At 71.8% G+C, this 24,942-nt stretch carries 20 protein-coding genes; 13 read left to right on the top strand and 7 right to left on the bottom strand.

What is annotated here, in order from left to right; all coding sequences use genetic code 11:
• The first annotated feature begins 5 nt into the window (after nt 1-5).
• From ACHUEU_RS05575 to ACHUEU_RS05560, 4 genes are read left to right on the top strand one after another with little or no spacing between them, the layout of a single operon-like run.
• Nucleotides 6-3,110, top strand: coding sequence for an alpha-mannosidase (locus ACHUEU_RS05575; protein ID WP_394214910.1), 3,105 nt, complete (start codon nt 6-8; stop codon nt 3,108-3,110).
• Nucleotides 3,107-4,135 (top strand): alkaline phosphatase family protein, encoded by a 1,029-nt coding sequence (locus tag ACHUEU_RS05570; protein ID WP_394214909.1) that lies wholly within the window; start codon nt 3,107-3,109, stop codon nt 4,133-4,135. Before ACHUEU_RS05575 ends, ACHUEU_RS05570 begins: the two co-directional genes overlap by 4 nt.
• Complete coding sequence (locus ACHUEU_RS05565; protein ID WP_394214908.1) at nt 4,125-4,793, top strand: HAD family hydrolase; 669 nt, start codon at nt 4,125-4,127, stop codon at nt 4,791-4,793. Before ACHUEU_RS05570 ends, ACHUEU_RS05565 begins: the two co-directional genes overlap by 11 nt.
• Before the next feature lie 31 nt (nt 4,794-4,824).
• Complete coding sequence (locus ACHUEU_RS05560) at nt 4,825-5,664, top strand: endonuclease/exonuclease/phosphatase family protein (RefSeq protein WP_394214907.1); 840 nt, start codon at nt 4,825-4,827, stop codon at nt 5,662-5,664.
• 77 nt (nt 5,665-5,741) lie between these two features.
• Here ACHUEU_RS05560 and ACHUEU_RS05555 read toward each other — a convergent pair whose 3' ends face one another.
• The 4 genes from ACHUEU_RS05555 to iolD form a co-directional block, all read right to left on the bottom strand.
• The gene (locus ACHUEU_RS05555; RefSeq protein ID WP_394214906.1) at nt 5,742-6,962 is read right to left on the bottom strand and encodes a Gfo/Idh/MocA family protein; all 1,221 of its coding nucleotides are present in this window, start codon (nt 6,960-6,962) and stop codon (nt 5,742-5,744) included.
• Nucleotides 6,959-7,924 (bottom strand): TIM barrel protein, encoded by a 966-nt coding sequence (locus ACHUEU_RS05550; protein WP_394214905.1) that lies wholly within the window; start codon nt 7,922-7,924, stop codon nt 6,959-6,961. Before ACHUEU_RS05550 ends, ACHUEU_RS05555 begins: the two co-directional genes overlap by 4 nt.
• Nucleotides 7,925-8,136: 212 nt before the next feature.
• Nucleotides 8,137-9,633, bottom strand: a complete 1,497-nt coding sequence (locus ACHUEU_RS05545) for a CoA-acylating methylmalonate-semialdehyde dehydrogenase (RefSeq protein WP_394214904.1) — start codon at nt 9,631-9,633, stop codon at nt 8,137-8,139.
• Nucleotides 9,634-9,751: 118 nt separating this feature from the next.
• Nucleotides 9,752-11,695: a 3D-(3,5/4)-trihydroxycyclohexane-1,2-dione acylhydrolase (decyclizing) gene (gene iolD, locus ACHUEU_RS05540; protein ID WP_394214903.1), complete on the bottom strand. Its 1,944-nt coding sequence runs from the start codon at nt 11,693-11,695 to the stop codon at nt 9,752-9,754.
• 438 nt (nt 11,696-12,133) lie between these two features.
• Between iolD and iolC the strand changes: the two genes are divergently transcribed.
• Genes iolC through ACHUEU_RS05505 form a run of 7 tightly spaced genes read left to right on the top strand, consistent with a single transcriptional unit; the run spans nt 12,134 to nt 18,346 of the window.
• Nucleotides 12,134-13,162, top strand: a complete 1,029-nt coding sequence (iolC, locus tag ACHUEU_RS05535) for a 5-dehydro-2-deoxygluconokinase (RefSeq protein ID WP_394214902.1) — start codon at nt 12,134-12,136, stop codon at nt 13,160-13,162.
• Nucleotides 13,159-14,118, top strand: a complete 960-nt coding sequence (locus ACHUEU_RS05530) for a Cgl0159 family (beta/alpha)8-fold protein (protein ID WP_394214901.1) — start codon at nt 13,159-13,161, stop codon at nt 14,116-14,118. Before iolC ends, ACHUEU_RS05530 begins: the two co-directional genes overlap by 4 nt.
• A 39-nt stretch (nt 14,119-14,157) precedes the next feature.
• Nucleotides 14,158-15,054: a 5-deoxy-glucuronate isomerase gene (gene iolB / locus ACHUEU_RS05525; RefSeq protein ID WP_394214900.1), complete on the top strand. Its 897-nt coding sequence runs from the start codon at nt 14,158-14,160 to the stop codon at nt 15,052-15,054.
• A complete protein-coding gene (locus tag ACHUEU_RS05520; protein ID WP_394214899.1) occupies nt 15,051-16,151 on the top strand; it encodes a Gfo/Idh/MocA family protein in 1,101 nt (366 codons plus the stop codon). The genes iolB and ACHUEU_RS05520 overlap by 4 nt, the downstream gene beginning before the upstream one ends.
• A complete protein-coding gene (locus ACHUEU_RS05515) occupies nt 16,141-16,929 on the top strand; it encodes a GntR family transcriptional regulator (protein ID WP_394214898.1) in 789 nt (262 codons plus the stop codon). Before ACHUEU_RS05520 ends, ACHUEU_RS05515 begins: the two co-directional genes overlap by 11 nt.
• Nucleotides 16,930-16,988: 59 nt before the next feature.
• Nucleotides 16,989-17,345: a GntR family transcriptional regulator gene (locus tag ACHUEU_RS05510; protein ID WP_394214897.1), complete on the top strand. Its 357-nt coding sequence runs from the start codon at nt 16,989-16,991 to the stop codon at nt 17,343-17,345.
• Between the two features lie 2 nt (nt 17,346-17,347).
• Nucleotides 17,348-18,346: a DUF1648 domain-containing protein gene (locus ACHUEU_RS05505; RefSeq protein ID WP_394214896.1), complete on the top strand. Its 999-nt coding sequence runs from the start codon at nt 17,348-17,350 to the stop codon at nt 18,344-18,346.
• Nucleotides 18,347-18,388: 42 nt separating this feature from the next.
• Here ACHUEU_RS05505 and ACHUEU_RS05500 read toward each other — a convergent pair whose 3' ends face one another.
• Entirely contained in the window at nt 18,389-19,951 is a 1,563-nt protein-coding gene (locus ACHUEU_RS05500) for a M81 family metallopeptidase (protein WP_394214895.1), read from the bottom strand.
• A gap of 161 nt (nt 19,952-20,112) precedes the next feature.
• On the opposite strand from ACHUEU_RS05500, the gene ACHUEU_RS05495 reads away from it, so the two are divergent.
• The gene (locus ACHUEU_RS05495) at nt 20,113-21,450 is read left to right on the top strand and encodes an alpha-L-fucosidase (protein ID WP_394214893.1); all 1,338 of its coding nucleotides are present in this window, start codon (nt 20,113-20,115) and stop codon (nt 21,448-21,450) included.
• 22 nt (nt 21,451-21,472) lie between these two features.
• On the opposite strand, the gene ACHUEU_RS05490 is transcribed toward ACHUEU_RS05495, so the two are convergent.
• Nucleotides 21,473-22,225 carry a TSUP family transporter gene (locus tag ACHUEU_RS05490; protein WP_394214892.1) on the bottom strand — a complete coding sequence of 251 codons (753 nt, stop codon included), beginning with the start codon at nt 22,223-22,225 and terminating at the stop codon, nt 21,473-21,475.
• A gap of 287 nt (nt 22,226-22,512) precedes the next feature.
• On the opposite strand from ACHUEU_RS05490, the gene ACHUEU_RS05485 reads away from it, so the two are divergent.
• Nucleotides 22,513-23,346, top strand: coding sequence for an aldo/keto reductase (locus tag ACHUEU_RS05485; RefSeq protein ID WP_394214891.1), 834 nt, complete (start codon nt 22,513-22,515; stop codon nt 23,344-23,346).
• Nucleotides 23,347-23,426: 80 nt separating this feature from the next.
• Here the strand turns inward: ACHUEU_RS05485 and ACHUEU_RS05480 are convergent, their stop codons facing one another.
• The gene (locus ACHUEU_RS05480; protein ID WP_394214890.1) at nt 23,427-24,926 is read right to left on the bottom strand and encodes a family 4 glycosyl hydrolase; all 1,500 of its coding nucleotides are present in this window, start codon (nt 24,924-24,926) and stop codon (nt 23,427-23,429) included.
• Nucleotides 24,927-24,942 lie beyond the last annotated feature (16 nt).

Genomic DNA, 24,942 nt, shown 5'->3' with positions numbered 1-24,942 from the left:
CCACCGTGTTCCAGGACGACACCCGGATCCTCGCACGCGTCGACAGAGCCCAGCGCGAGCGCATCTTCCCTGCGCTCCAGCGCGACCTCGGCCCGCTCTCCGTGAGCTCCTGGGTGGTGCCGGGCGACGGCGAACCGGTCCCGCCCGGTGTGGTCCCTGCCCAGGACCACGTCCCCGTCACGCTGCCCAACCCCTGGGGCGCGCCCTGGTCCACCACGTGGTTCCGACTCGAGGGCATCGTCCCCGCCGTCGGGCAGGACGACGTGCTGCGCCTCGAGGTCGACCTCGGCTTCAAGGACGACTGGCCCGGCAATCAGTGCGAGGGCCTCCTCTTCGATGCCGCCATGGCACCGTTGAAGGCCGTCAACTCCCGCAACCGCTCGGTGATCGTGCGCGCGACTGCCGGGGACGAGGTCCGGTTCCACCTCGAGGCCGCGGCGAACCCCGACATGATGGAGCGCGGGACAGAGCCGACCGAGCTCGGGGACCGTCTCACCGCTCCGCAGGACCCGCTCTACTGGCTCCGCAGCGCCCGCTGGGTGGTGCGCGACCAGACCGTCTGGGGGCTCTGGCACGATGTCGACGTGCTGCGTGGGCTCGCCGGCGAGCTGGGACAGGACTCGGTCCGCCGGGCCCGGATCCTCAGCGCCCTCGACGACGCGATCGATGCTCTCGACCTCCACGATGTCCCCGGCACCGCCGCCGCGGCCCGCGAGGTGCTCGCCCCGGCCCTGGCCGCCCCCGCCGCCGCCTCGGCGCTGCGGATCACCACGATCGGACACGCCCACATCGACTCCGCCTGGCTGTGGCCGGTCAGGGAAACCGTCCGGAAGGTGGCGCGGACCTTCTCCAACGTCACAGCGCTGATGCAGGAGTACCCGGAGCTCACCTTCACCGCCACCAGCGCCCAGCAGTACGAATGGCTCCAGGAGCACCAGCCGGACGTCTTCGAGCGGGTGCGCTCGGCCATCGCCGACGGACGGTGGTTCCCGGCCGGCGGCATGTGGGTCGAGTCCGATGCGACGATGCCCGGCGGGGAGGCGCTCCTGCGCCAGTTCATCTACGGCACCCGATACTTCGAGTCCGAGTTCGGGATCCGCTCGCGCACGCTGTGGCTGCCGGACTCCTTCGGGTACTCCGCCGCGCTGCCGCAGATCGCACGCCAGCTCGGGATGGACGGCTTCCTGACCCAGAAGATCTCCTGGAACCGCACCAACCAGCACCCGCACTCCACCTTCTGGTGGGAGGGGCTCGACGGGACGCGTCTGTTCACCCATTTCCCGCCGGTGGAATGCTACGACTCGATGCTCACGGCAGACGAGATCGCCCATGCCGAGCGCACCTTCCACGAGAAGGGACGGGCGAGCCATCAGGTGATCCCGTTCGGCTACGGCGACGGCGGCGGGGGCCCCACCGCGGACATGCTCGAACGGGCCCGCCGGCGGGAGGACCTCGAGGGCTCGCCGCGGCTGCGCATGGGCGACCCCGATGCGTTCTTCGACGCCGCACGGGCGGAGTACGCCGAGGCGGCGCCGACCTACCGTGGGGAGCTCTACCTCGAGTTCCACCGTGGCATCTTCACCTCGCAGCTGGAGATGAAGCAGGGCAACCGCCGTGCCGAGCACTCCCTGCGCGAGCTCGAACTGGTCTGGACGATGGTGGGCCTGGACGGGCTCGGCGCGCTGGACCGGTCCGCGGTCGACGCCCTCTGGAAGCGGACCCTGCTGCTGCAGTTCCACGACATCCTCCCCGGCAGCTCGATCGCGTGGGTCCACCGGGACGCGCGGGCCGACCATGCGGAGATCCTCCGCGAGACCGCGAGACTCACCGAGGAGGGCCTGGCGCTGCTCGCCGCCGTCGGCCCCGAGGCGGTCGGGCTGCTGAACCCCGGCCCTCACCCGCGCCGCGAGGTGATCGAGCTCGGCGGGACCACCCAGCTGGTGGAGGTGCCCGCCTCCTCGCTCACCCCGCTCGAGCAGGTGATCGCCACACCGCGGGACCACGCGACCGCCGCCGAGGACGGCGCCGGCGGCGCGATCCTGCGCAACTCCCGCCTCGAGGTCCACATCGACCCCGACGGCGCCCTGCGCCGCATCCACGACCGGGAGCACGACCGCGAGGTCCTCGCCCCAGGAGCCCGCGGCAACGAGCTCCAGCTGTTCGAGGACGTCCCCAACGAGTTCGACGCATGGGACATCGATCGCCACTACCGCGGGAACCGCCGCGCGCTCGTCCCCGCGCAGGTGCCGGCCCTCCAGGTCCTCGAGGACGGCCCGCTGCGCGCGAGCGTCCGCGTCCAGCGGGTCCTCGGGGAGTCGCCTGCGACCATGACGATCAGCCTGGATGCGGAGCGGCCGCAGATCGACGTTTCCCTCGATGTGGACTGGCACGAACGGGAGACGCTGCTCAAGGCCGCATTCCCTCTCGCCGTCCGGGCGGAGCGCACGCTCGCCGAGACCCAGTTCGGGCACGTCGCCCGGGAACTGCACGAGAACACCTCCTGGGAGTTCGCGAGATTCGAGACGGTGATGCACCGCTGGGTGCTCGCCGCCGGGCCCGGCGAGGGGGCGGCGCTGGTCACCGACTCCACCTACGGCTACGACGCGATGCCCTGGTACGGGGACGACGGAACCGGCACCCTGGTGCGGCTGAGCCTCATGCGGAGCCCGAACTGGCCCGACCCGCGCGCGGACCGCAGCCGACGCCGTCTGCGGTACTCGCTGCTGGTCGACCCCGATCCCGTCGCGGCGGCGCATGCCGGCTACGCCCTGAGCCAGCCGCTGCGCGTCACCACAGCGCCTGCACGAGCCTGCACCCTGGCCCTGATCGAGGATCCGGGCGTGCATGTCGAGGCGGTGCTCCCGGCCCACGACGGCTCCGGGGACGTGATCGTGCGCCTCTACGAGGGGCGCGGCGTCCGCACGCGCACCACCCTCCGTCCCGGATTCGCCGTGCGGCGGGCGCGGGAGGTCGACCCCCTGGACGAGCCCCTCGAGCATCCACAGGTGGATCTGCACCCCGGAGCTCTCGCCGAGGGGACGGGCATCCCCCTCGCCCTGCACCCCTTCCAGATCCTCTCGCTGCGTCTGACCCCGGAGGTCGTCTCATGAAACTCCTGCTGATCGGCCTGGACGGCGTGCGCATCGACGTCGCCCTCCCCACCGCACTCGCCCTGCACGAGGGCTTCGACCGTCCGGACGGACCCGCGGACCCGCGCTTCGCCGCGGAACCCCGTCCCGCCGACCCACCGCAGATGCCCGCACCGGGCGATGCCCCGGCGGCGCCCACCCTGGCGCGTCTGCTCAAGGGCGGCGCCGTGCTGCCGGTCTGGATGACCCCGCCCACCGACTCCGGGCCCGGCTGGGCCTCCCTCCTCACGGGCACCACGCACGAGCAGAACAACGTGTGGTGGAACGAGTTCGTCGGCCACCGGCTCGCCCGCACCCCGGACCTGCTCTCACAGGTGTTCTTCGCCGACCCGTCGGCCCGCACCTTCGCCGCCTCGACCTGGGATGCGCTGGTCGCGGCCGGGAGCGCGGGGCCGGTGATCCACCAGAGGGTCGACCAGCAGCTGGGCGGGCAGCACCAGCTGATGGCCGCCACGGACTTCTCGCGCGGCTGCGCCAGCGCGGACGTGCAGGTGCGCACCCGAGCCGCCTGGGTGCTCAACCATGAAGGGCCCGATGCGGCCTTCGTCTACTTCGAGGGGGCCGACGAGGCCGGTCATGCCCATGGAGCCGCCTCCTCGCAGTACCGGGCGGCGATCACCGCGGTCGACGAGCATGTGCGATACCTGGTCAAGGCGGTCAGCGAGCGCTACGAGCAGCTGGGCGAGGAATGGCTGATCGCCGTCGTCACGGACCACGGGCACAAGCCCGAGGGCGGCCACGGGGAGGACGAGGAGGATGTGCGCCGTTCGTTCCTGCTCCTGCACCGGGTGGGACCGGACGGCTCCCAGGCATGGACGAGGCAGCGGGCCGCAGGGGTTCCTGCCCTGCACAGCGAGGACGTCGCCCCCCTGCTGCTGGAGCTGATCGGTGTCACCCGCGGCAGCTGGGACGCCGGGCACGAGGTCGGGGTGCAGCGAGACATCCCCTCCGTCGGCCCCACCAGGGATCTGACCCATGAGTGGTGAGGGCTCCGGCGTGGCGCACGCCGTCGCCCTGCTCCGGGACGCCGAGGCCGTCCTGCTCGACTTCAACGGCACCCTGAGCCTCGACGAGGACCTGCTCGAGCCCTGCTACGGCGCCGCCCTCGAGCACCTCGGCCTGCCACCCCTCGGGCCCACGGAGTACGCGGACCTGTTGGGGCTCAGCGAGATCGACATCGCCGAGCACCTGCTCCGGGCACGCGCCGTCACCGGGCGCCGGGACGGGCTGCTGGACGCGGTCGCCGGGGAGTACGGCCGGCACTGCCGCGAACGGCCCCGCATCCCCGGGTCCCACGTCGAGGTCGTCCGCGCCCTCCACGACCTCGGGCTGAGGCCGGCGATCGCCACCGGCACCCTGCGCGCCATGATCGCGCCGGTCCTCGCGGCCGGCCCGCTCGGAGCGATGATCGACGTGCTGGTGACGATCGAGGACGTCCGCCGGGGCAAGCCTGACCCGGAGGGTTTTCTCCGGGCCGCGGAACTGCTGGGCGCGGACCCGGCCCGGACCGTCGTCCTCGAGGACTCCCGGGCGGGTGTCGCCGCAGCCCGTGCCGCCGGCGCGGCGGTCATCGGCTGCGGGGACCCGACCTTGCCGGCCGACTGCGTGATCACCTCGCTCGGCGCACTGCACGGCCGACTGTGACCCCGCCCCCGACCTCACCCAGGAGCAGCTCATGTCCCGACCCTCGCCGATCCTGATCGGACCCACGACCGCCGAACTGGTTCACGTGATGAGCCTCAACATCCGCTGTGACCGCTCCGGTGGTGAGGGCACCCGGCCCGGGGACGCCGACCATTGGCCGGAGCGTCGGCCGGCGCTCATCGGTCTGCTCGCGCGTGAACAGCCCACGGTGCTGGGTGTCCAGGAGGCCCTGTACGGCCAGCTCTCCGCGATCGAGGAGGCTCTGCCGGGTCATCGCCGCATCGGCTACGGCCGCGAGGGCGGCAGCCACGGCGAGCATGCCGCGATCTTCTATGACGCAGAGCGCTTCGAGGCGCTCTCCTGGGACCAGTTCTGGCTCTCGGACACACCGGGGATGATCGGCTCGACGACCTGGGGTCACACCGTCCCCCGCATCGTGGTCCGGGTCCAGCTGCGCGATATCGCCACGCATCGTGAGCTGACCGTGCTGAACACCCATTTCGACCACGAGTCCGAGTCCGCCCGGCGCAGGAGCGCCCGGGCCCTGACCGACCTCCTCGCCGGAGACTCGCTGCCCGCCATCGTCACCGGAGACTTCAACGCGGCCGCCCACGGCTCCGGTGCGTACACCACTCTGGTCACCGACGGACCGACCGTCGACACCTGGGACACCGCGGAAGCGCGGCTCACCCCGGCCTGGGGTACCTTCCCCGATTATGGGGCACCCGTCGAGGACGGTGAACGCATCGACTGGATCCTCGCCTCGGAGGACATCACCACGGTGCGCGCGGCGATCAACGTCTCCAGCGGCGACGAGGGTCGCTTCCCCTCCGACCACGCCGCCGTACAGGCGCTGCTCGCTCTGCCCTGACGGCGAGGACCTCGAGGTGATGGAGCGTCTCGAACTCCCCGGGCCACCTGGGTGGGGGCTCCGAGGCGCCATGTACCTCAGCTCTGCGGCACGCTCTCCCAGGCTCGCGATGAGGCCGACCGCACCACCGCCTCGCAGATCTCTGCCGCGCTGAGCCCGTCGGCCGCGCTCGGGGCGAGGCGCGTGCCATGGGCGACGTCGGAGAGGAACGCCGCGGCCTCGATGGTCTTGAGGTCGTCGAAGCTCATGGGGATGCCGGGGCCGGGTTGGAAGCGGGCGTAGTCGCCATGGCCAGCAGCGGCCAGGACGGTGGTGTAGCCGTGCTCGGTGCCGCCCTGGCCGATCATCACCTCGAACTCGTTCATCCGGGTGAAGGACCAGCGGGCCGAGCCCTCGGTGCCGAACACCTCCAGCGCGTAGTCGCTGCGGTGACCGCACGCCACCCGGGAGGACTCGAGGGTGGCGTGCGCACCACCGGAGAGGGCGCCGAGCGCTGCCACCCAGTCCTCGTTCTGGACCGGGCCGCGCTCCTCACCGATCTCGAAGCCGCCGTGGCCCACCCCGACCTTCGTGGGGATCGGGCGTTCGGTGATGAAGGTGTCGGAGGTGGCGGTGACCTCGGTCAGGCGCTGCCCGGTGACGTGCTGGACCAGGTCCGCACCGTGCGAGAGGAGGTCTCCGATCACGCCGCTGCCGCCCTTGTCCCGGTCGTACCGCCAGGTCAGCGGGCCGTCGGGGGAGGAGGCGTAGTCGGCGATCAGCCAGCAGCGCACGTTCGTGATCCGGCCCAGCCGCCCCTCGGCGATCATCGTGCGCAGATGGGCGACGGCCGGGGCGTGGCGGTAGTTGAAGCCGACGGCGGTCGCGACCCCGGACCCGCCCCGGGCGGCGGCCGCGGCGTCGTGGATCTCGCGGGACTGCGCGGCGGAGACGCCCATCGGCTTCTCGATCCAGAAGGGCTTCCCGGCCCGGGCCGCGGCGACCGCGACGTCGCGGTGCAGGACGTTCGGCGCGCAGATCGAGACCGCCTCGACCTCGGGGTCGGCGAGCACCTCCTCGATGCTCGCCACCGCCCGCTCGAACCCGAACTGCTCCACCGCGGCCTCCTGGTTCTCCGGGACCGGATCCGCGGCCACCACCAGACGGGGACGGATCCCGAGCTCGGGGAAGCGGGAGGGCAGGCGCGGGTAGGAGGAGGCGTGCAGGCGCCCCATCCAGCCCAGGCCCACCAGGCCGATGCCGATCTCGCGGGCAGCCGGCGCGGAGTGGATCGGCCCGGCACTGCGCCCGCTGCTCACTTCACGCCCAGGCCGCACTCGGCCAGGAACTCGCGGGTGGCGATCGCATTGGGCAGCGGCAGGCCCGGATCGCAGGGGTAGAGGTCCTGCTCGCAGATCACGTAGAGCTCCCGGTCCAGGGTGGTGAGCTTCGTGACCAGCTCCCGCATGTCCGGCAGCCCCTTCGGCGGGCACACCGAGGCGCCCTTGGCCACGGCCTCCCCGAAGGGCCAGTCCTTCTCATGGGCCTCGCGCGTGAGGTCCGGGTCGAAGGCCTTGATGTGCACGTAGCCGATCCGCTCGGGGTACTCCTCGATCATCTGCACCGGGTCACCGCCGCCGTAGATGATGTGCCCGGTGTCCAGGCAGAACGAGACCAGCTCGGGGTCGGTCGCCTCGAAGACGCGGGCGATCTCCTCGGGGGTCTCGATGTGGCTGTCCCCGTGGGGGTGCAGCACCATCGTGAGCCCGTAGTCGTCCTTCATGATCCGGCCCAGCTCGTTGGCGTGGGTGACGTACCGCTTCCACGCCTCGCCGGTGAGCTCGCGGTCATCCGTGAACTCCCAGGTCTTCTCGTCGCGGTACATCGGCGGCAGATGCACCATGTACTCCGCGCCGACGGCCGCATGGGTCTCGGCGATCGCGCGGAAGGTCCGCTCGGTCTCCGGCCAGGCCTCCTCCTTGTGCAGGATGCCCCAGCCGGTGCCGGCGACGACCCGGAAGCCGTGCTCGTCCATGACGGACTGCAGCTGCTTCGCGTCCTGCGGGAAGTATCCCCAGGGGCCGGTCTCCATCACGGAGAAGCCGGCCTCGGCCATCTCGCCGAGCGCGGTGCGCCAGGGGATCTGCTGCTCGTCCTCGGGGAACCACACGCCCCACTGGTCGGGGCACACCCCGACGGTGAGCTTGTCGAACGGGGCATCGGGGTTGCGGGAGCGGTCGATGCGGGCGGTCGAGTCCGGGGATCCGGCGGTGGTGGTCATATCTGTGCTCCTTCAAGAGTCTGGCGAACTGAGGGACGGCACCGGGCGCTGCCCCCGGGGCTGGCGGGGAGCGCTGCCCCGTGGCCGACGGGGATCGTCAGGTTCCGAACCATTTCGGGGTGAGAACTGGTTCGGATCCTGACAATCCCCGAGGACGCGCGGCGCCCGTCGGCGTGACCCTCCCCGAGGACGCGCGGCGCCGGACGGCGTGGTCAGTCGTGGGTCGGGAAGCTCATCGAGCTCTCGACGCTCTCGTTCTGGGCGGGCCAGCGGGTGGTGACGGCCTTCTGGCGGGTGTAGAAGCTGACGCCCTCGGGGCCGTGGGCGTGGTGCTCGCCGAACAGCGAGTCGTTCCAGCCGCCGAAGGAGTAGTAGCCCACCGGGGTCGGGATCGGCACGTTGATGCCGATCATGCCCACCTGGATCTCGTCCTCGAAGCGGCGCGCGTAGTGGCCGGAATCGGTGAAGATCGCGGTGCCGTTGCCGAAGGGTGAGGCGTTGACCAGCTCGATCGCTTCGTCGAAGTTGTTCACGTGCATGACCACCAGCACCGGTCCGAAGACCTCCTCGGTGTAGGTGGGGTGATCGGCGGCAAGATCGGTGATGACGGTCGGGCCCACGAAGTTGCCGTTCTCGTGGCCGTCCACGACCAGTCCACGGCCGTCCACCACGATGGTGGCGCCGGCCTGCTCGGCCTCGTCGGTCATCCGGATCACGCGCTCGCGGGCCTCGGGGGTGATCACCGGCGGCATGTCCGTCTTCGGATCATCGCCCGGGCCCACCACGAGCCTCGTAGCCTCGGCCCTGATCGCCGTCATGAAGGCCTCATGGGCGTCGCCCACGGTGACCGCGACCGGGACGGCCATGCAGCGCTCGCCGGCAGAGCCGAAGGCGCCGGAGGCGACCTGCGAGGCGGCGAACTCGATGCTCGCATCCGGCATCACCACGGCGTGGTTGTTCGCGCCGCCGAGCGCCTGGACCCGCTTTCCGGCCGCGGAGGCGACGCGGTGGACGTGCTGGGCGATCGGGGTGGAGCCCACGAAGGACACCGCGGAGACGCCCTCGTGGCTGGACAGCGCGTCGACCACGGTCTTGCCGCCATGGACCACCTGGAAGACGCCGTCCGGCAGGCCCGCCTCCTGGTAGAGCCGGGCGACGATGTTCGAGGCCGACGGGTCGCGCTCGGAGGGTTTGAGGATGAACGCGTTGCCGGTCGCGATCGCGACCGGGTGCATCCAGAAGGGCACCATGGCCGGGAAGTTGAACGGGGTGATCCCGACGGTCACGCCGAGCGGCTGGCGCAGGGTATGGGCGTCGACCCCGGTGGAGACGTTCTGGGAGAACCCGCCCTTGAGGTCCTGGGTGATGGCGGTGGCGAACTCGAGGGTCTCCAGCCCGCGGGCGATCTCCCCCGTCGCGTCACCGATGGTCTTGCCGTGCTCGCGGGAGATCACCTGGGCGATCTCGCCCGTGTGCTCGATCATCAGCTCGCGCATGCGGTAGAGGATCTGCGTGCGACGGGCCAGCGAGACCTTCGCCCACTCCTTCTGCGCGGCCGCGGCGACCTGCACGGCGCGGTCCGCCGTGGACTCATCGCCCAGGTGCAGGGTGCCGATCTCGGCGCCGGTGGCGGGGTCCATGATCGGCTGGGTGGAGCCGCCGCCGGTCTCTTCGTGGCCGTCGATCCAGTGCTGGACGTCGTATCCCATGGGTGCTCTCCTTGCGGGTCGGTCGAAAGGTGCTGTCGTGCGTGCTGCCGGAGATCCGGCCGGCTGAGGTACGGCCGCGGAGCCGGCAGGCCAGGGGGCCGGGCGATCGAGGGGCGGCTCAGAGGTAGTGATGCTGCGAGGACCGCCGGCTCTCGTAGGCGGTGCGGGCGCTCTGCGTGGACTCGAGGGTGGAGACCTCCGAGACCGGCACGTCCCACCAGCTGTTGCCGGGAGGGTTCGGGCCGTACAGGTTCGTGTTCACCACGATCGCGGTCGCCTCGGCGGAGGCCGCCGCGCGGCGGTACGCCTCCCGGAAGGCCGCGGTGTCCGAGACCTCCTGCACCTCGATGCCGTAGGAGCGGATGTTCGCCGGGATGTCCAGCGGCACCAGCCCGCCGTCCAGCAGGCCGGAGTCCTCGTCGCGCATGCGGTACTTCGTGCCGAAGCGCTGGCTGCCGTGAGATTCGGACAGCGAGCCGATCGAGGACCAGCCGTGGTTCTGCAGGATCACCAGGATCACCTTCACCCGCTCGGCGACGATCGTCGCGATCTCCTGCGGGGCCATCTGGAAGGTGCCGTCACCGATGATCGCGACCACCTCGGAGCCGGGGGAGGCCAGCTTCGCGCCGAGCGAGGCCGGCAGCTCGTAGCCCATGCACGAGTAGCCGTACTCGAGGTGGTACTGCAGCGGCGAGCGGGCCTTCCACAGCGCCTGCAGGTCACCGGGCATGGACCCGGCGGCGTTGATGACGATGTCCTCATCGCCCATCAGCTCGTTCAGCGCGCCGAAGATCTCGGTCTGGGCCGGCAGCTCCTGATCGTGCGGGGCGAAGCAGGGCTCGATGAGCGTCTCCCACTGCGTGCGCAGCGCACGGGCGTGCTCGGCATGCTCGGCTGGTGCCCGGTGGCCCGCGAGCGCCTCGCGCAGGGCGTCCAGGCCGGCGCGGGCGTCGCTGACGACCATGCTCGCGGAGTGCTTGGCGGCGTCGAAGGCTTTCACGTTGAGGTTCACGAACCGCACCTCGGGGTGGCGGAAGGCGGTGTGGGAACCGGTGGTGAAGTCCGTGTAGCGGGTGCCCACGCCGATCACCACGTCGGCCTCGGCCGCCAGCTCGTTGGCGGCGTTGTTGCCGGTCGCGCCGACGCCGCCGATGCACAGCGGATGGTCGGCGCTGAGCGCCCCCTTGCCGGCCTGGGTGTCCAGCACCGGGATCGAGGTCGCATCCGTGAAGGCCTCCAGGGCCGTGCTCGCCTCGGAGTAGATCGCGCCGCCGCCGGCGATCAGCACGGGCTTCCTCGCGGAGCGGATGACCTCGGCGGCGCGCTCGAGGGCGGCGGGCTCGGGGACGGGGCGGGCCACGTGCCAGGTGCGCTCGCGGAAGAACTCCAGCGGCCAGTCGAAGGCCTCGGCCTGCACGTCCTGCGGCAGCGAGAGGGTCACCGCGCCGGTCTCGGCCGGATCGGTGAGCACCCGCATCGCCTGGAGGGCCGCCGGGATCAGCTGCTCGGGGCGGGAGATGCGGTCGAAAAAGCGCGAGACGGGCCGGAAGGCGTCGTTGACGGAGACGTCGCCGGCGGTCTCGCACTCCAGCTGCTGGAGCACCGGGTCCACGGTGCGGGTGGCGAAGATGTCGCTGGGCAGCAGCAGCACCGGGATGCGGTCCACGGTCGCCAGCGCGGCGCCGGTGAGCATGTTCGTGGAGCCCGGGCCGATCGAGGCGGTGCAGGCGAAGGCCTGCAGGCGGTTCTTCGTGCGCGCATAGGCGACGGCCGTGTGCACCATGTTCTGCTCGTTGCGGGCCATGTGGAAGGGCATCGGCGCTTCGCCGTCGGCCGGATCCTGCGCGTTCTGCAGCAGCGCCTGGCCGAGGCCGGCGACGTTCCCGTGGCCGAAGATGCCGAAGGTGCCCGGGATGAAGCGTTCCCGGCTCCCGTCCCGCTCGGCGTACTGGACGGTCAGGAACCGCACCAGCGCCTGGGCGACGGTGAGCCGGACGGTCCCGACGGATGCGGTGCCGGTGCGGCGGTCGCTCCCGACGGGGGCCGGGGAGTTCTCGCTCATGCTGCCTCCGTTGTGCAGGCCCGCCGCGCAGGGGCGGGTGTGGATGGCACCGCCGGGCACGGTCTGCTCAACGGTGAAGTCATCATGCTCCAGCATGGCCCGACGAGCTGCGCATGTCAAGACAATATCGGGACCCGTCGTCACCGATGTTCATCCTGGTCGTGGCGGTCGTTGCATGGTGTCCTGCGTCGTGACGAGCGCCTCGAGCCGGACAGGGGTGCGACTGTCCCGCGCCGCCTCTCCGCGCAATGGTCAGCAATGTCCAGCATTTGTCTGTACAAGAGAACGCGAGCGTGGGAGCATGGATGCATGGAGCGGCGCACTGTGCACTGCCGCACAGGGTGCTGAGCACGCACTGCAGCGTCGTGACCGTCGTGCACTGCGCCGGCTGCGAGCGGCATCGGTCCAGGTTTTCGACGCAGAGAGGCAGGGAGACCCATGGCAGCAGATCTCGACATCATCACCTTCGGTCGCAGCGGCGTGGACATCTACCCCTTGGAGATCGACAAGGGGCTCGAGGACATCCACAGCTTCGGCAAGTTCCTCGGCGGCAGCCCCACCAATGTCGCGGTCGCCGCGGCGCGGCTCGGGCACACCCCGGCCGTGATCACCGGTGTGGGGGACGATCCCTTCGGTCGCTTTGTGGTCAAGGAGATGGAGCGGCTCGGCGTCTCCGGACGCTTCGTGGTGAAGAACGACCAGCTCAACACCCCGATCACGCTGTGCGAGATCTTCCCGCCGGATGACTTCCCGCTGTACTTCTACCGTCAGCCCAGCGCCCCGGACCTCCAGGTCGCGCCCGAGCACCTGGACCTCGCCGCGATCCGGGAGGTGCCGCTGTTCTGGTTCTCCGGCACCGGCCTGTCGGAGGAGCCCAGCCGCTCCGCCCACCTCGCCGCGCTCGAGGCCCGCGGCCGCACCGCGCACACCGTCTTCGACCTCGACTATCGGCCGATGTTCTGGTCCAGCCCCGAGGAGGCCCGCGCGCAGTACCGCGAGGCGCTGCAGCACACGACGGTCGCCGTGGGCAACACGGAGGAGTGCGAGGTCGCCGTCGGCGAGACCGAACCCGAACGGGCGGCCGATGCGCTGCTCGAGGCGGGCGTCGAGATCGCGATCGTCAAGCAGGGCCCGAGGGGCGTGCTCGGCAAGACCCGCGATGAGCACGTGGTCGTCGCCCCGAACCTGATCCAGGTGATCAACGGCCTCGGCGCCGGGGACAGCTTCGGCGGCTCCCTGTGCCACGGCCTGCTGGCCGGGCAGGACCTCGAGACCATCCTGACCCGCTGCAACGCGGCCGGGGCGATCGTCACCAGCCGCCTGGAGTGCTCCACCGCGATGCCCACCGGCGAGGAGATCGACCTGCTCATCGCGGGCGGCGACCCCAACCACGGACGGACCGTCGAGGAGATGCTCGGCGCGCTGCGCGGCCGCGGCGTCATCGAGCCGGCAGGGGAGCGGGCATGAGCGCCGCCGCCTCGCAGACCGCCGCCCCCGATGCCGTGAACACGGCACCGTCCACGACGCCCGCCGCGGAGTTCGTCTCCACCTACGAGGACGTCACACGGGTGCGGATCGAGGATCCGGGCCGGTTCGCCCGCCTCGCCGCGACCCGTCGGCGCCGCACGGTCGCCGACACCGACGGCAGGATGATGATCATCGCCGCCGACCATCCCGCGCGCGGCGCCCTCGGCGTCGGCCCCCGCGGCCAGGCGATGGCCAGCCGCACCGAGCTGCTGGACCGCCTGCGCGAGGCGCTCGCGGTGCCCGGGGTGGACGGGGTGCTCGGCACCGCCGACATCCTCGAGGACCTGCTGGTCATGGGTGCGCTCGAGGACAAGATCGTGTTCGCCTCGATGAACCGCGGCGGCCTGCAGGGCGGGTCCTGGGAGATCGAGGACCGCTTCACCGCCTATGACGCCGCCTCGATCCGGGCGGCCGGCTTCGACGGCGGCAAGATGCTCACCCGCATCGACCTGGAGGACGATCGCACCTCCTTCATCCTCGAGGCCAGCGCGCACGCTGTCACCGACCTCGCCCGCCACGAGCTGATCGCGATGGTCGAGCCGTTCCTGTCGGGACGGCCCGGCGGGCCGGGCACGAAGGTCATGAACGACCTCTCTCCGGAGGCCGTCATCAAATCCATCCACATCGCCCAGGGGCTGGGTGCCACCAGCGCGTTCACCTGGCTGAAGCTGCCCGCGGTGGACGATATGGAGCGCGTCATGGATGCCACCACCCTGCCCACCCTGATCCTCGGCGGCGACCCCACCGACGACGATCCCGTCGCCCTGCGCGCCACCTGGAAGCGGGCCCTGGACCGACCCAACGTGCGCGGACTGGTCGTCGGCCGCACCCTGCTGTACCCGGCCGGGGACGACGTCACCGCGGCGGTGCGCGCCTCGGTCGACATGCTCCGCTGAGCCCCGCCCCGCGACCTCACCTCGAGAAGGAGAGCCCCCATGCCCACCAGCTCCGAATTCCATCTGCCCGCCGGCTCCACCGGCCGCGGCCCCTACGAGACGATCATCGACCCCGGCGCGCGGGAGGGCTGGGTCCACACCGGCCTGCGCGTGCTCGCCCTCGAGCCCGGCGGCAGCGAGGTGGTCACCGCGAACGGCGTCGAGGTGATGGTCGTGCCGCTCAGCGGCGGCTGCGAGGTCTCCGTCGACGGCCGCACCCACACGCTGCGCGGCCGCGCGGACGTCTTCGCCTCGGCGACCGACGTGCTCTACGTGCCCGTCGGCTCGCAGCTCACCATCGTCTCTCCCGGCGGTGGCCGGTTCGCCCTGGCCACGGCCGTGGCCACCGGCGCCCACCCGGTCGCCCTGATCCGCGCCGAGGACGTGCCCGTCGAGATCCGCGGCGGCGGGAACATGACCCGGAAGGTCCGCAACTTCGGCACCGTCGGGGCCTTCGACGCGATGGACAGCCTCATCGCCTGCGAGGTCATCACCCCCGGCGGCAACTGGTCCAGCTACCCGGCCCACAAGCACGACGAGACCAGCGAGGATCCCGAGCACCCGGAATCGATGCTCGAGGAGATCTACTACTACGAGATCCAGCCCGCCCCCGACGGCGGCCCCGGCTTCGGCGTCCACCAGACCACCTCGAGCGGGGACGACAAGCCCATCGACGTGCTCACCGAGGTGCGCAGCGGCGATGCCGTGCTGGTGCCGCACGGCTGGCACGGCCCCTGCGCCGCCGCCCCCGGCCACGACATGTACTACCTCAACGTGATGGCCGGCCCGGAGGCCGAGCGGGCCTGGCACATCACCGACCATCCCGAGCAGACCTGGGTGCGCGGCACCTGGGACGACGCCGGGATCGACCCCCGACTCGCAGGAGAGGCCCGATGAACGCACCGCAGGACACCCCGCCCAGCACGCCGCAGAGCACTGCCCCCGCCGCAGCTCCGCAGGACATCCGCGTCGGCGTGATCGGCGTGGGCCGGATGGGCGCCGACCACGTCGAGCGCCTCTCCCGCCGGACCAAGGGCGCCCGCGTCAGCGTGGTCAGCGACTACCTGCGCGAGACCGCCGAGACGGTCGCCCAGGCCGCTCCCGGCGCTCGCGTCGTGGACACCCCCGAGGAGGTGATCGCGGCCGACGACGTCGACGCCGTGCTGATCGCCAGCCCCGGCCAGTTCCACCGCGAGCAGGTGCTGGCCTGCATCGCCGCGGGCAAGCCCGTGCTGTGCGAGAAGCCGCTGGCGATGAACCCCGCGGATGCCTACGACCTGGTCCGCGCCGAGCACGAGTCCGGCCGCGCCTCGGTCTCGCTGGGCTTCATGCGCCGCTTCGATACCGGCTACGGCGAGCTGAAGGACGCGCTCGAGGCCGGGGAGCTGGGCACCCCGCTGCTGCTGAACTGCAAGCACCGCAACGCCGACGTGCTGCCCGGCTTCACGAACGTGCACATGGTCTACGACTCGGCCGTCCACGAGATCGATGCGATCTCCTTCTTCCTCGAGGAGCCGGTGGTCTCGGTGCAGACGATCACCGGCCGCAGCACGGAGCACGCCCCAGAAGGCCTCAGCGACCCGATGCTGCTGCTGCTGCGCACCGCCTCCGGCACGCTGGTCACCGATGAGCTGTATGTGAGCACGCGCTCCGGCTACGAGGTGCGCACCGAGCTGGTCGGCTCGAAGGGCGCCGCGACCATCGGCCAGGAGACCGGGCTGGTCACCACCCAGCAGGCCGGTCGACGCTGGGGCGGTACCGTCCCGGCCGACTTCCGGCCCCGCTTCGCCGCCGCCTACGACGCCGAGGTCCAGGCCTGGATCGCGGCCGTGGCCGACGGCTCCCTCGTCGCCCCCCGCTCGGCGACCGCCTGGGACGGGTACGTCGCCGCGGCCGTCTGCGAGGCGGCCGAGCAGTCCCTCACGGCCGACGGCGCCGTCGAGGTGAGCCTGCTCCAGCGTCCCGGACCCGAGGGAGCACGTGATGAGCGCTGACAGTCCCACCGCTGCCGCCGACGCCGCCCCTGCCGCGAACGGCCCGATCACCCTCGACCTCGCGATCGACCGTGACCGCTCCACCCCGCTGTACCTGCAGCTCGCCGGCGGCATCGAGGATGCGATCCGCAGCGGCGTGCTCGGTCCCGGCAGCCGGCTGGAGAACGAGCTGACGCTCGCGAAGCGGCTGGGCCTCTCCCGGCCGACGGTGCGCCAGGGGATCCAGGAGCTGGTGGACAAGGGCATGCTGGTGCGCAAGCGCGGCGTGGGCACCCAGGTGATCCAGGCGCCGGTGAACCGGCAGGTCGCGCTGACCTCCCTGTACGACGACCTGCGCACCGCCGGGAAGGCGCCCCGCACCGAGATCGTCGAATACCGGATCGGGCGCCCGTCCCCGGAGGCCGTGGACCGCCTGCAGCTGGCACCGGGGGAGCAGGTGCTGGACCTGATCCGGGTGCGCTTTGCCGACGACGAGCCGCTGGCCGTCATGCGCAATACCATCCCCGAGCGGATCGCCCCCACCCGAGCGGCGCTCGCCGCCAACGGCCTCTATGCCTGCCTGCGCGAGGCCGGGATCACCACCGTCCTCGCCCATGAACGGATCGGTGCGACCGTCGCCGACGAGGAGCACGCCGAGCTGCTGGACGAGGAGCTGGGCGCGGCGCTGCTGACCATGGAGCGGAAGTCCTTCGCCAACGACGGCTCCGTGGTCGAGTACGGCTTCCACGTCTACCGCGCCTCGCGCTACTCCTTCGAGGTCACGTTGGTGGATTCCTGAGGGGGCTCGGGTCTGCGCCGAGATCTTGACCGGACGGCTTGTTCTAGTACGATACGAACATGTTGTTCAGGATCGATCCGGCCAGTTCGCAGGGGTTGGCCGACCAGATCGCGGCGCAGGTGCGCCGCGCCCTCATCGAGGGTCGGCTCTCGCCCGGGGATCGGCTTCCCGCCGCTCGTGAGCTGGCCGAGGGACTGGACGTGAACATGCATACGGTGCTCCGCGGCTATTCCCAGCTGCGCGAGGAGGGACTGGTCGAGGTGCGCCGCGGCCGGGGCGCGCAGATCCGCTCGGGGGACCGGGCGGTGCTCCGTGACGAGGCGCAGCTGACCTCCGCCATCACCGGACTGATGGAGCTGGCCGCTCGCCTGGGGATCGACCGCGACCAGCTCGCTGACCGGATCAGGAGGGCCTGACCATGACCTCATCACCCCGCACCACCGCCGACGCTCCGTGGCGCGCCCATCTCTGCGCCGGGGTGCTGTTGCTGGCCCCCGTGCTCACCCTGATCGCGATCCTGATCCTGTGGGGCCGTCTGCCCGATCCGATGCCCTCGCACTGGGGCCTGCGCGGCGCGGTGGACGAAACTCTGCCCCGTGCCCTCTTCCTCGGGGTGCTGCTGCTGGTCAGCGCCATTGCCGGGGGTTTCGGTGCCGTGATCGTGTGGACCGGTCGGGCTGACCGCGCCAGATCCTCGACCACCCTCGTGGTGGGGTTCCTGGCCTGGCTGTTCTGCGGGATGGCGATCAGCGCCATGGTGGCAGCCGCCGACTCCGGCGACCCGCACGAGGCGGTGCTGCCGATGTGGCTGCTGGTGCTGGTCACGGTCGGCCCGGTGCTGCCGGCGCTTCTGCTGCATGCTGTGCTGCCCCGCCCTGGCGCTCTGGAGGCGGCCGGCGCCGGCGGCGTCCCGGTGCTCGACCTGACGCCGGGGGAGCGTGCCGTCTGGATGGGCCGGGCGCGCTCGCTGCCCCTCCTGCTGATCGGCGTCATCCTGGTGGCCCTCGGTGGTGGGCTCCTGTTCACCGCTCCGGCCGCCGGGGTGCCCGTGCTCGTCGTCGGCCTCGTGCTCATCGCGGCCCACCAGCTCACGGTGCGTGCCGATCGCAGCGGAGTCCGGGTGTCCTGGGGGCCGCAGCGGTGGCCACGGCACACCTACGCACTGGAGGCCGTGAGCGTGGCAGAGCCCGTCGACATCGACCCTCTGCAGTGGGGCGGATGGGGGTACCGCCGCTCCCGTCACGGCATCGGCCTCGTGCTGCGGCGCGGCCCCGGGATCCTCCTCCGCCGCGAGGGCCACAGCGATGTCGCGATCACCGTGGACGATGCCGCCGGCGCCGCCGGCCTGGTCAACGCCCTGGCACAGCGCTCCCGTGACTCCGGGATCACGGACTCGGCGCCGCCCGCCGGAGACTAGAGGTCCGAGCGCCGGCGTGACGCGGCGGGGAACCGGCTGCGTCTACGCCCCGCCGCCGATCACCACATCGGCCGCCGTCGGCGCCGGGATCTCGGCATCGAAGGGGATCATCGGGCGGGGGATCCGCGAGTGGCCCAGCCGCAGCAGGTCCTGGTCCACCCCGCCCGGGGTCAGCGCCAGCAGCCAGTCCGCGGCGGCCGCGTACTGCTCGGGCTCGAGGTAGCCCATCTTCACGGTGACCACGTCGAAGCCGGTCATCGACAGCCCGAGCCGCACGAACATCGACGCGGTCGCCCACTGGGAGCGGCGCGCGGTGACCACGACGGTGAGCCCGGTCGGTCGGGCCGCGGCGAGAACGGTCGGATCCGTCGAGGGGCCGGCCGACGGATCCGCCTCGAGCACGCGCAGGGCGGCGGAGCGCCCCGTCGTCGCGGACTCATCGAGCGCCGCGACCTCGACGGCCAGCGGCACCGGGCCGGGCTCCCGGGCGTCGATCTTCCCGCCCACCCGGGCCGTGAGCCGACCGCCCACACCCGCCTCCCAGGCGGCATCGGTCGTGGCCGGGTCCACCAGCGAGACCATCAGCGCGCTCACCTGATCAGCACGGATCTCCTCGCGAGCAGCCAGCTGAGCCAGGGCGTGCGTGGTGTCGTCGGCGCCGCCGGCGCCCGGGTTGTCCCCGGAGTCGGAGATCCAGAACGGGCGCGCGCTCGAGGCGATCGCCTGGTCGAGACAGTCCTCGAAGGTGCCGGTGGGGGCGACGAACTCGAACTCGTGCCGCTTCTCCCACACGGCGGTGGCGAGCTCCTTGGCGGCGGCCGCGACCGCCTCGGCCTCGTCCCCGAAGGCGACGATCGCGGCCTGGCAGCGGGGCTGGTCCGCCCAGGCGAAGCCGATCCAGTAGGACACGTCGGTCACGCCGGGCCGCTCGGTCAGCTCCGGGATCCGGGCGTACAGCGACTTCGCGGGCTCGATGCGGGTGGAGGTCTTCTCCCCGGGCAGCAGGATCGGCACGTGCACCAGCGCCTTGTGGGGGCGCGGCCCGCCGTCCCGCACCCGGGCGGCGGCCTCGACCAGGTCCCGCAGCCCGCGCTCGCGGGTCTCCCAGGCGTCGATGTGCGGGGCGTGGCGGTAGCAGGTGAGCAGGTCACAGGCCTCGAACAGAGTGTGCGAGACATTGCCGTGCAGGTCCATCGCGGTGCCCACCACGACCTCGGGGCCGATCACGGCGCGGATCGCGGTGATCAGGTCGCCCTCGGCGTCGTCCAGGCCCACCACGCTCATCGCGCCGTGGATGTCGAAGAAGAAGCCGTCCAGCGGCGCCTCTGCCATCGCGGCCGCGAGGCCCTCGACGATCTCCGCCTTCCAGCCCTCGTACACCTCGCGGTCCAGCTGCCCGCCGGGCAGGGCGCGGGCGTGGAGGATACCGACGTAGTCGGCGGTCGGCGGCTCGAAGGGGTAGCGGTCCAGGATCTCCATAGTGCCGCGGCGCACCTCGAAGTCGTCAGCTCCGGAGCGGTACGGCGTGAACGTGGAGGACTCGATGGCGATGCCGGCGAGGCCCAGACGCGGGGGCGCAGGGATGGGCTGCGTCGTGGCAGGCATGGGAGCTCCCGGAACTTAAGCGATTGATAACGTGGGCGACATCTTCGCACCCGGGAGCCGCTGCCGCCATGGTCGCCGCCCCCGCGGACGAGGACCGCCCCCACCGCGGCGGGCGACGAGACCGCAGACGGACAGCAGGCCCGTCCCCGAGGGAGCCTCCCATGATCAGCTTCGACGACCGCCACGGACCGGCCGACGCCGCCCCCGCCACCGCCTACCCCGAGCTCACCGTCCCGGACTGGTACCGCGACGCCAAGCTCGGGATCTTCGTGCACTGGGGCCTGTACTCGGTCCCGGCCTGGGCGGACGTGCTGGACCGCAGCGATGTCACCGCCGAGAACGCCTACGCCCGCCACCAGTACGCCGAGTGGTACGCGAACACCGTGCGCCTGGACGGCCCCACGAAGCAGCGGCACGAGCAGCGCTTCGGCGTGGGCCATGCCTATGAGGACTTCGCCGACGACTGGCACCCCGCCGAAGGAAGTCCCGCGCAGATCGTCGACCTCGCGGTGCGCGCCGGGGCCCGCTACCTCGTCCCCACCACCAAGCACCACGACGGCTTCTGCCTCTGGGGCTCCGCGACAACCCCCTTCACCGCGGCGCGGCGCGGTCCGGGCCGTGACCTGATCGCCGAGTTCGCCGCCGCAGCGCGCGAGGCCGGGCTGCGCCTGGGGCTCTACTTTTCCGGCGCCCACGACTGGCATGTCTCCGACTTCCCGCCGCTGACCTCGAACGAGGAGCTGTTCGCGCTGCGGCGCAACGACCCCGCCTTCGCCGAGTTCGCCGCTGACCAGCTGCGGGAGCTGATCGACCGCTTCGCCCCGGACCTGCTGTGGAACGACATCGACTGGCCCGATGCCGGCAAGTACGACGGTCCCGACTCCCTGCAGCAGCTCTTCCGCGAGCACCTGGCCGCAATGCCGGACGGCATGGTCAACGACCGCTGGGGCGTGCCCGTGCACGGCGTGCTCACCCGCGAGTACCAGGACATCGCCGCCGTGCAGGCCGAGGTCTTCGAATCCATCCGCGGCCTGGGCCTCTCCTTCGGATACAACGCCGATGAATCCGCCGAGCACGCGCTGGACGGCACGGAGCTGATCCGGCTGCTGGTGGACGTCGTCTCCAAGAACGGGAACCTGCTGCTCAACGTCGGCCCCCGCGCCGACGGGTCGATCCCGCCGCTGCAGGCCACGGCCCTCGAGCAGCTGGGGGAGTGGCTCGCCACGCACGGCGAGGCGATCTACGCCACCCGGCCCTGGTTCCACGAGGCGGTCGCGACCCCGCCCGAGGGGGTGCGCTTCACCCTCGGGGAGACGGCCGCTGGGCAGCGGGCGCTGTACGCCCTGCTGCTGGACCCTGCGGCCGGGCCGGTGGAGCTGGATCCGCCGGTCTCCGCAGCCGTGCGCCAGATCGCGCAGGTGCCCGGCGAGGGTCCGGTGACGCTGCGGCCGGAGCCGGGGGAGCGGGCGGTCGCCGTGGTGACGCTGCCGCTGCGGTGACGGGTGGCGGTGCGCGCCGAGCTCAGCTCAGCAGCAGTCGCAGCCCGGTCCACAGCGACAGGGCCGCGCCGACGAAGCCGAGCACGATCACCAGGCGATGGATGCCGCTCTCGCGCATCCGCTTCTGCACCAGCTCCCCGAGGCCGACGGAGACCACCACGGCCGCGAGCATCGCGACCCACACCCACCAGGGCAGCTCGGGCAGCTGGCCGTCGTCCCACGCCAGCTTCGAGCCGAAGGAGACCCAGGAGACCAGGATCCACAGCGGCTGCAGCGTCGCCACCATCGGCAGCGCCGGCCACCGCGAGAGCACCGCGTAGACCGTCGCGGCCGGGCCGCCGACGCCGCCGAGCACGGTGCCCAGCCCGATCCCGATCCCCGTGGCGACCTGTGTGGACCGCCCGTCCACCGTGGTGTTCACGCGGGCCAGGAGCACCGAGATCACCAGGCTCAGCAGCACCAGCGACGCCACCACCAGGTACAGCGGGGCGGGCGGCGAGATCGTGGAGAGCCAGGCCGCGCCGGGCATCACCGCGATGGCGGGCAGTCCCAACCAGAGCACCTTGCGCCATTCGATCTGCGACCAGATCCGCGGCAGCATCACGATCGGCATGAGCCCGCCCAGGAAGTTCGCCAGCATGATGCCCTCGTGCGCGCCGATCAGCACCACGGCGTACGGGGCGAAGACGATGCCCAGCCCCATCCCGGCGACCCGCTGGATGACCGCGCAGACCAGCACCAGGGCGATGAGGGTCAGCACCAGGGTGAGGCTCACGGGTCACGCTCGTTTCGGGACGGAGTTCGGTCTGGGGGTCGAAGCGATCACCGCAGTGCCGGCTCGGCGGCGAGGTCCGCCCGGCAGCGGGCGATGGGGGCGCTGGTGCGCGGCGCCTGCGCGATGCCCTCGCCACCGTATCGGGCCCGACGACGAATCGGCCCGGCGGTCCGCCATGACGGCTCCGTGCCGGCCGGCGGGGCGCCCTACCGGATGGACGAGGTCTGTCGCGCCGGAGAGCACGGTCGTAGGGTGAATGAGCACATGCCTATCGAGGAGGCCCACGAATGACCTTAGTTCCCGCTCTCCCGTTCCACGACGGCGCATCCGTCCCCCAGCTCGGCTACGGCGTCTGGCAGGTCGAGGACGAGGTCGCGGCGGACGTCGTCGTCCAGGCGATCCAGGCCGGCTACCGCCACCTCGACACTGCGGCCGGCTACCAGAACGAGGGCGGCGTGGGCCGGGCCGTGAAGGCCGCCGGCATCCCGCGCGAGGACCTGTTCATCACCACCAAGCTGGCCAATGAGGACCAGGGGTTCGACGCCGCGCAGGAGGCGCTGGAGACCTCCCTCGACAAGCTCGGGACGGACTACGTGGATCTCTACCTCATCCACTGGGCGAGCCCGCAGCGGGGGACGTACCTCGAGTCCTGGAAGGCGCTCATCGAGCTGCAGAAGCAGGGCAAGGCACGGTCCATCGGTGTCTCGAACTTCCCGATCGCCCAGCTCGAGGAGATCATCGCCGAGACCGGGGTGGTGCCGGTGATGCACCAGATCGAGCTGCATCCCGCGTTCCAGCAGCGCGAGCTACGGGCCTTCCATGCCGGCAGGGACATCCTCACCGAGGCCTGGTCCCCGCTGGGGCAGGGCGGTGACATCCTGCGGGACCCGGTGATCACCGCCATCGCGGAGGCCCACGGCGCCGACGCCGGCCAGGTGATCATCGCCTGGCACCTGGCCATCGGGAACGTCGTGATCCCGAAGTCGGTCACGCCCGAACGGATCGTCTCGAACTTCGCCGCGGCGCGCCTCGAGCTCACCGCCGAGGAGATCGAGAAGATCAACGCCCTGGACAGCGCCGACGGACGGATCGGCCCCGACCCGGCGAATCCAGGCTTCTGAGCCGACGGCTCGGCCGCGGCGCCGCCTGCCCCGAGGCGGGTGCCGCGGGATCCGGGCGGTGCTCGGTCCTGCCCCGGAGCTCAGCCCTCGCCGAGCAGGGCCGCGATCTGCGGGTGCCCGGCGATGTAGCCCTCCAGCAGCTGCTGGCCCAGCACCGGTGAGCTCACCAGCGGGTGGGCCGAGAAGCCCTGCCAGGCCGCCTCCCGGGACCCGGTGAGGGCGGCCTCGAGGATCTTCCGCTCGGCCGCGCGCAGCGTGCCCATCATGCCCAGCCGGCCCAGTTCCACCGGGGCCACAGGCTGCGGGTGCACGCCCTCGCCGTCGACCAGGCACAGCACCTCGAGCACCGCATCGGCCGGCAGTTCGGGCACGATCCGCTGCTCGGGCGGGGCGTCGCTGCCGGCGGGGGCGTTGCCCACGTCCAGGATCATCCGCTCGCTGCGGCCGGTGGCGATCGCGGTCATCAGCCGCAGCGCCACCTCCTGGTAGCCGCCGCCGGCGATATCCTCCTCGCGCCGCTCCTCGTCCCGGGACTCGGCCATGTAGGTGGCCTCGCGCTCGTGGAGGGTGGAGCGCCACAGCTGGAGCGGCGAGGTGCAGCAGCGGTCGGGGTCGGCGCCGTCGGATCGGCTGCTGCGTTCGGCACGGTGTTCGGGGGCGGAGGGGTGCTGAGCGTCGAAGTCGGTGGCCCCGGTGGCCCCGGCCTCCGCCGCCGCGAGGTAGAAGTCCCCCTGCTGCTTCGCGAGGAACTCGCCCCGCGTCGTCGCGGCGCCGGTGATCCGCTCGATCGCGGCGGAGGTGTGCAGGTAGTAGAAGAGGTACTCGTTCGGCAGCGCCCCGTCGGCGCGCACCCAGTCCTTGCCGATCAGCCGGGCCTCCTCGATCTCCTCGAGGGCGGCGTCATCGGCGAGCAGCCCGGGCAGGCGATCGGTGCCGTCGACTCTCACCGAACGCAGCCAGCCCAGATGGTTCAGGCCCACGTAGTCGAAGCTCGCGCCGCGCTCGCCGGCGACCAGGTCCACACCCAGCAGTCGGCCCACCCGTCGCACCAACCCGATCGGGGTGTCGCAGATGCCCACCACCCGGTCCCCGAGAACGGTGCGCATCGCCTCGGTGACGATCCCGGCGGGGTTGGTGAAGTTGATGACCCAGGCCTCGGGGGCGCGCTCGGCGATGGTCCGGGCGATGTCCAGGGCGACGGGGATCGTGCGCAGCGCAAAGGCGAGACCGCCGGGACCGATGGTCTCCTGGCCCAGCAGGCCCAGGCCGAGCGCCACCCGTTCGTCGACGGTGCGGGCCTCGGCGCCGCCCACCCGCACCGCGGAGAACACGAAGTCCGCCCCGGTCACGGCCTCGCGCAGATCCGTGGTGGCGGTGAGTCGGGGCAGTGTCGCACGATGCCCCTCGGCGCGCAGGCGCTCGGCGATCCCCTCGATCACGGCGCTGATGGTGCGTAGGCGCGCGGGGTCGACGTCGTACAGGGCCACCTCGTCCACGGCGAGTCCGGTGGCGGCGGTGGCCACCGCTTCGTACACGAGCGGGACGCGGAAGCCTCCGCCTCCCAGGATGGTGAGCTTCATGGCAGCGGCACTTCCT

The organism is Brachybacterium vulturis, from assembly GCF_043641765.1.
GTDB classification, from domain to species: domain Bacteria; phylum Actinomycetota; class Actinomycetes; order Actinomycetales; family Dermabacteraceae; genus Brachybacterium; species Brachybacterium vulturis_A.
The sequence above is the reverse complement of the archived record's forward strand: the minus strand, read 5'-3'. Positions and strand labels throughout refer to the sequence as shown.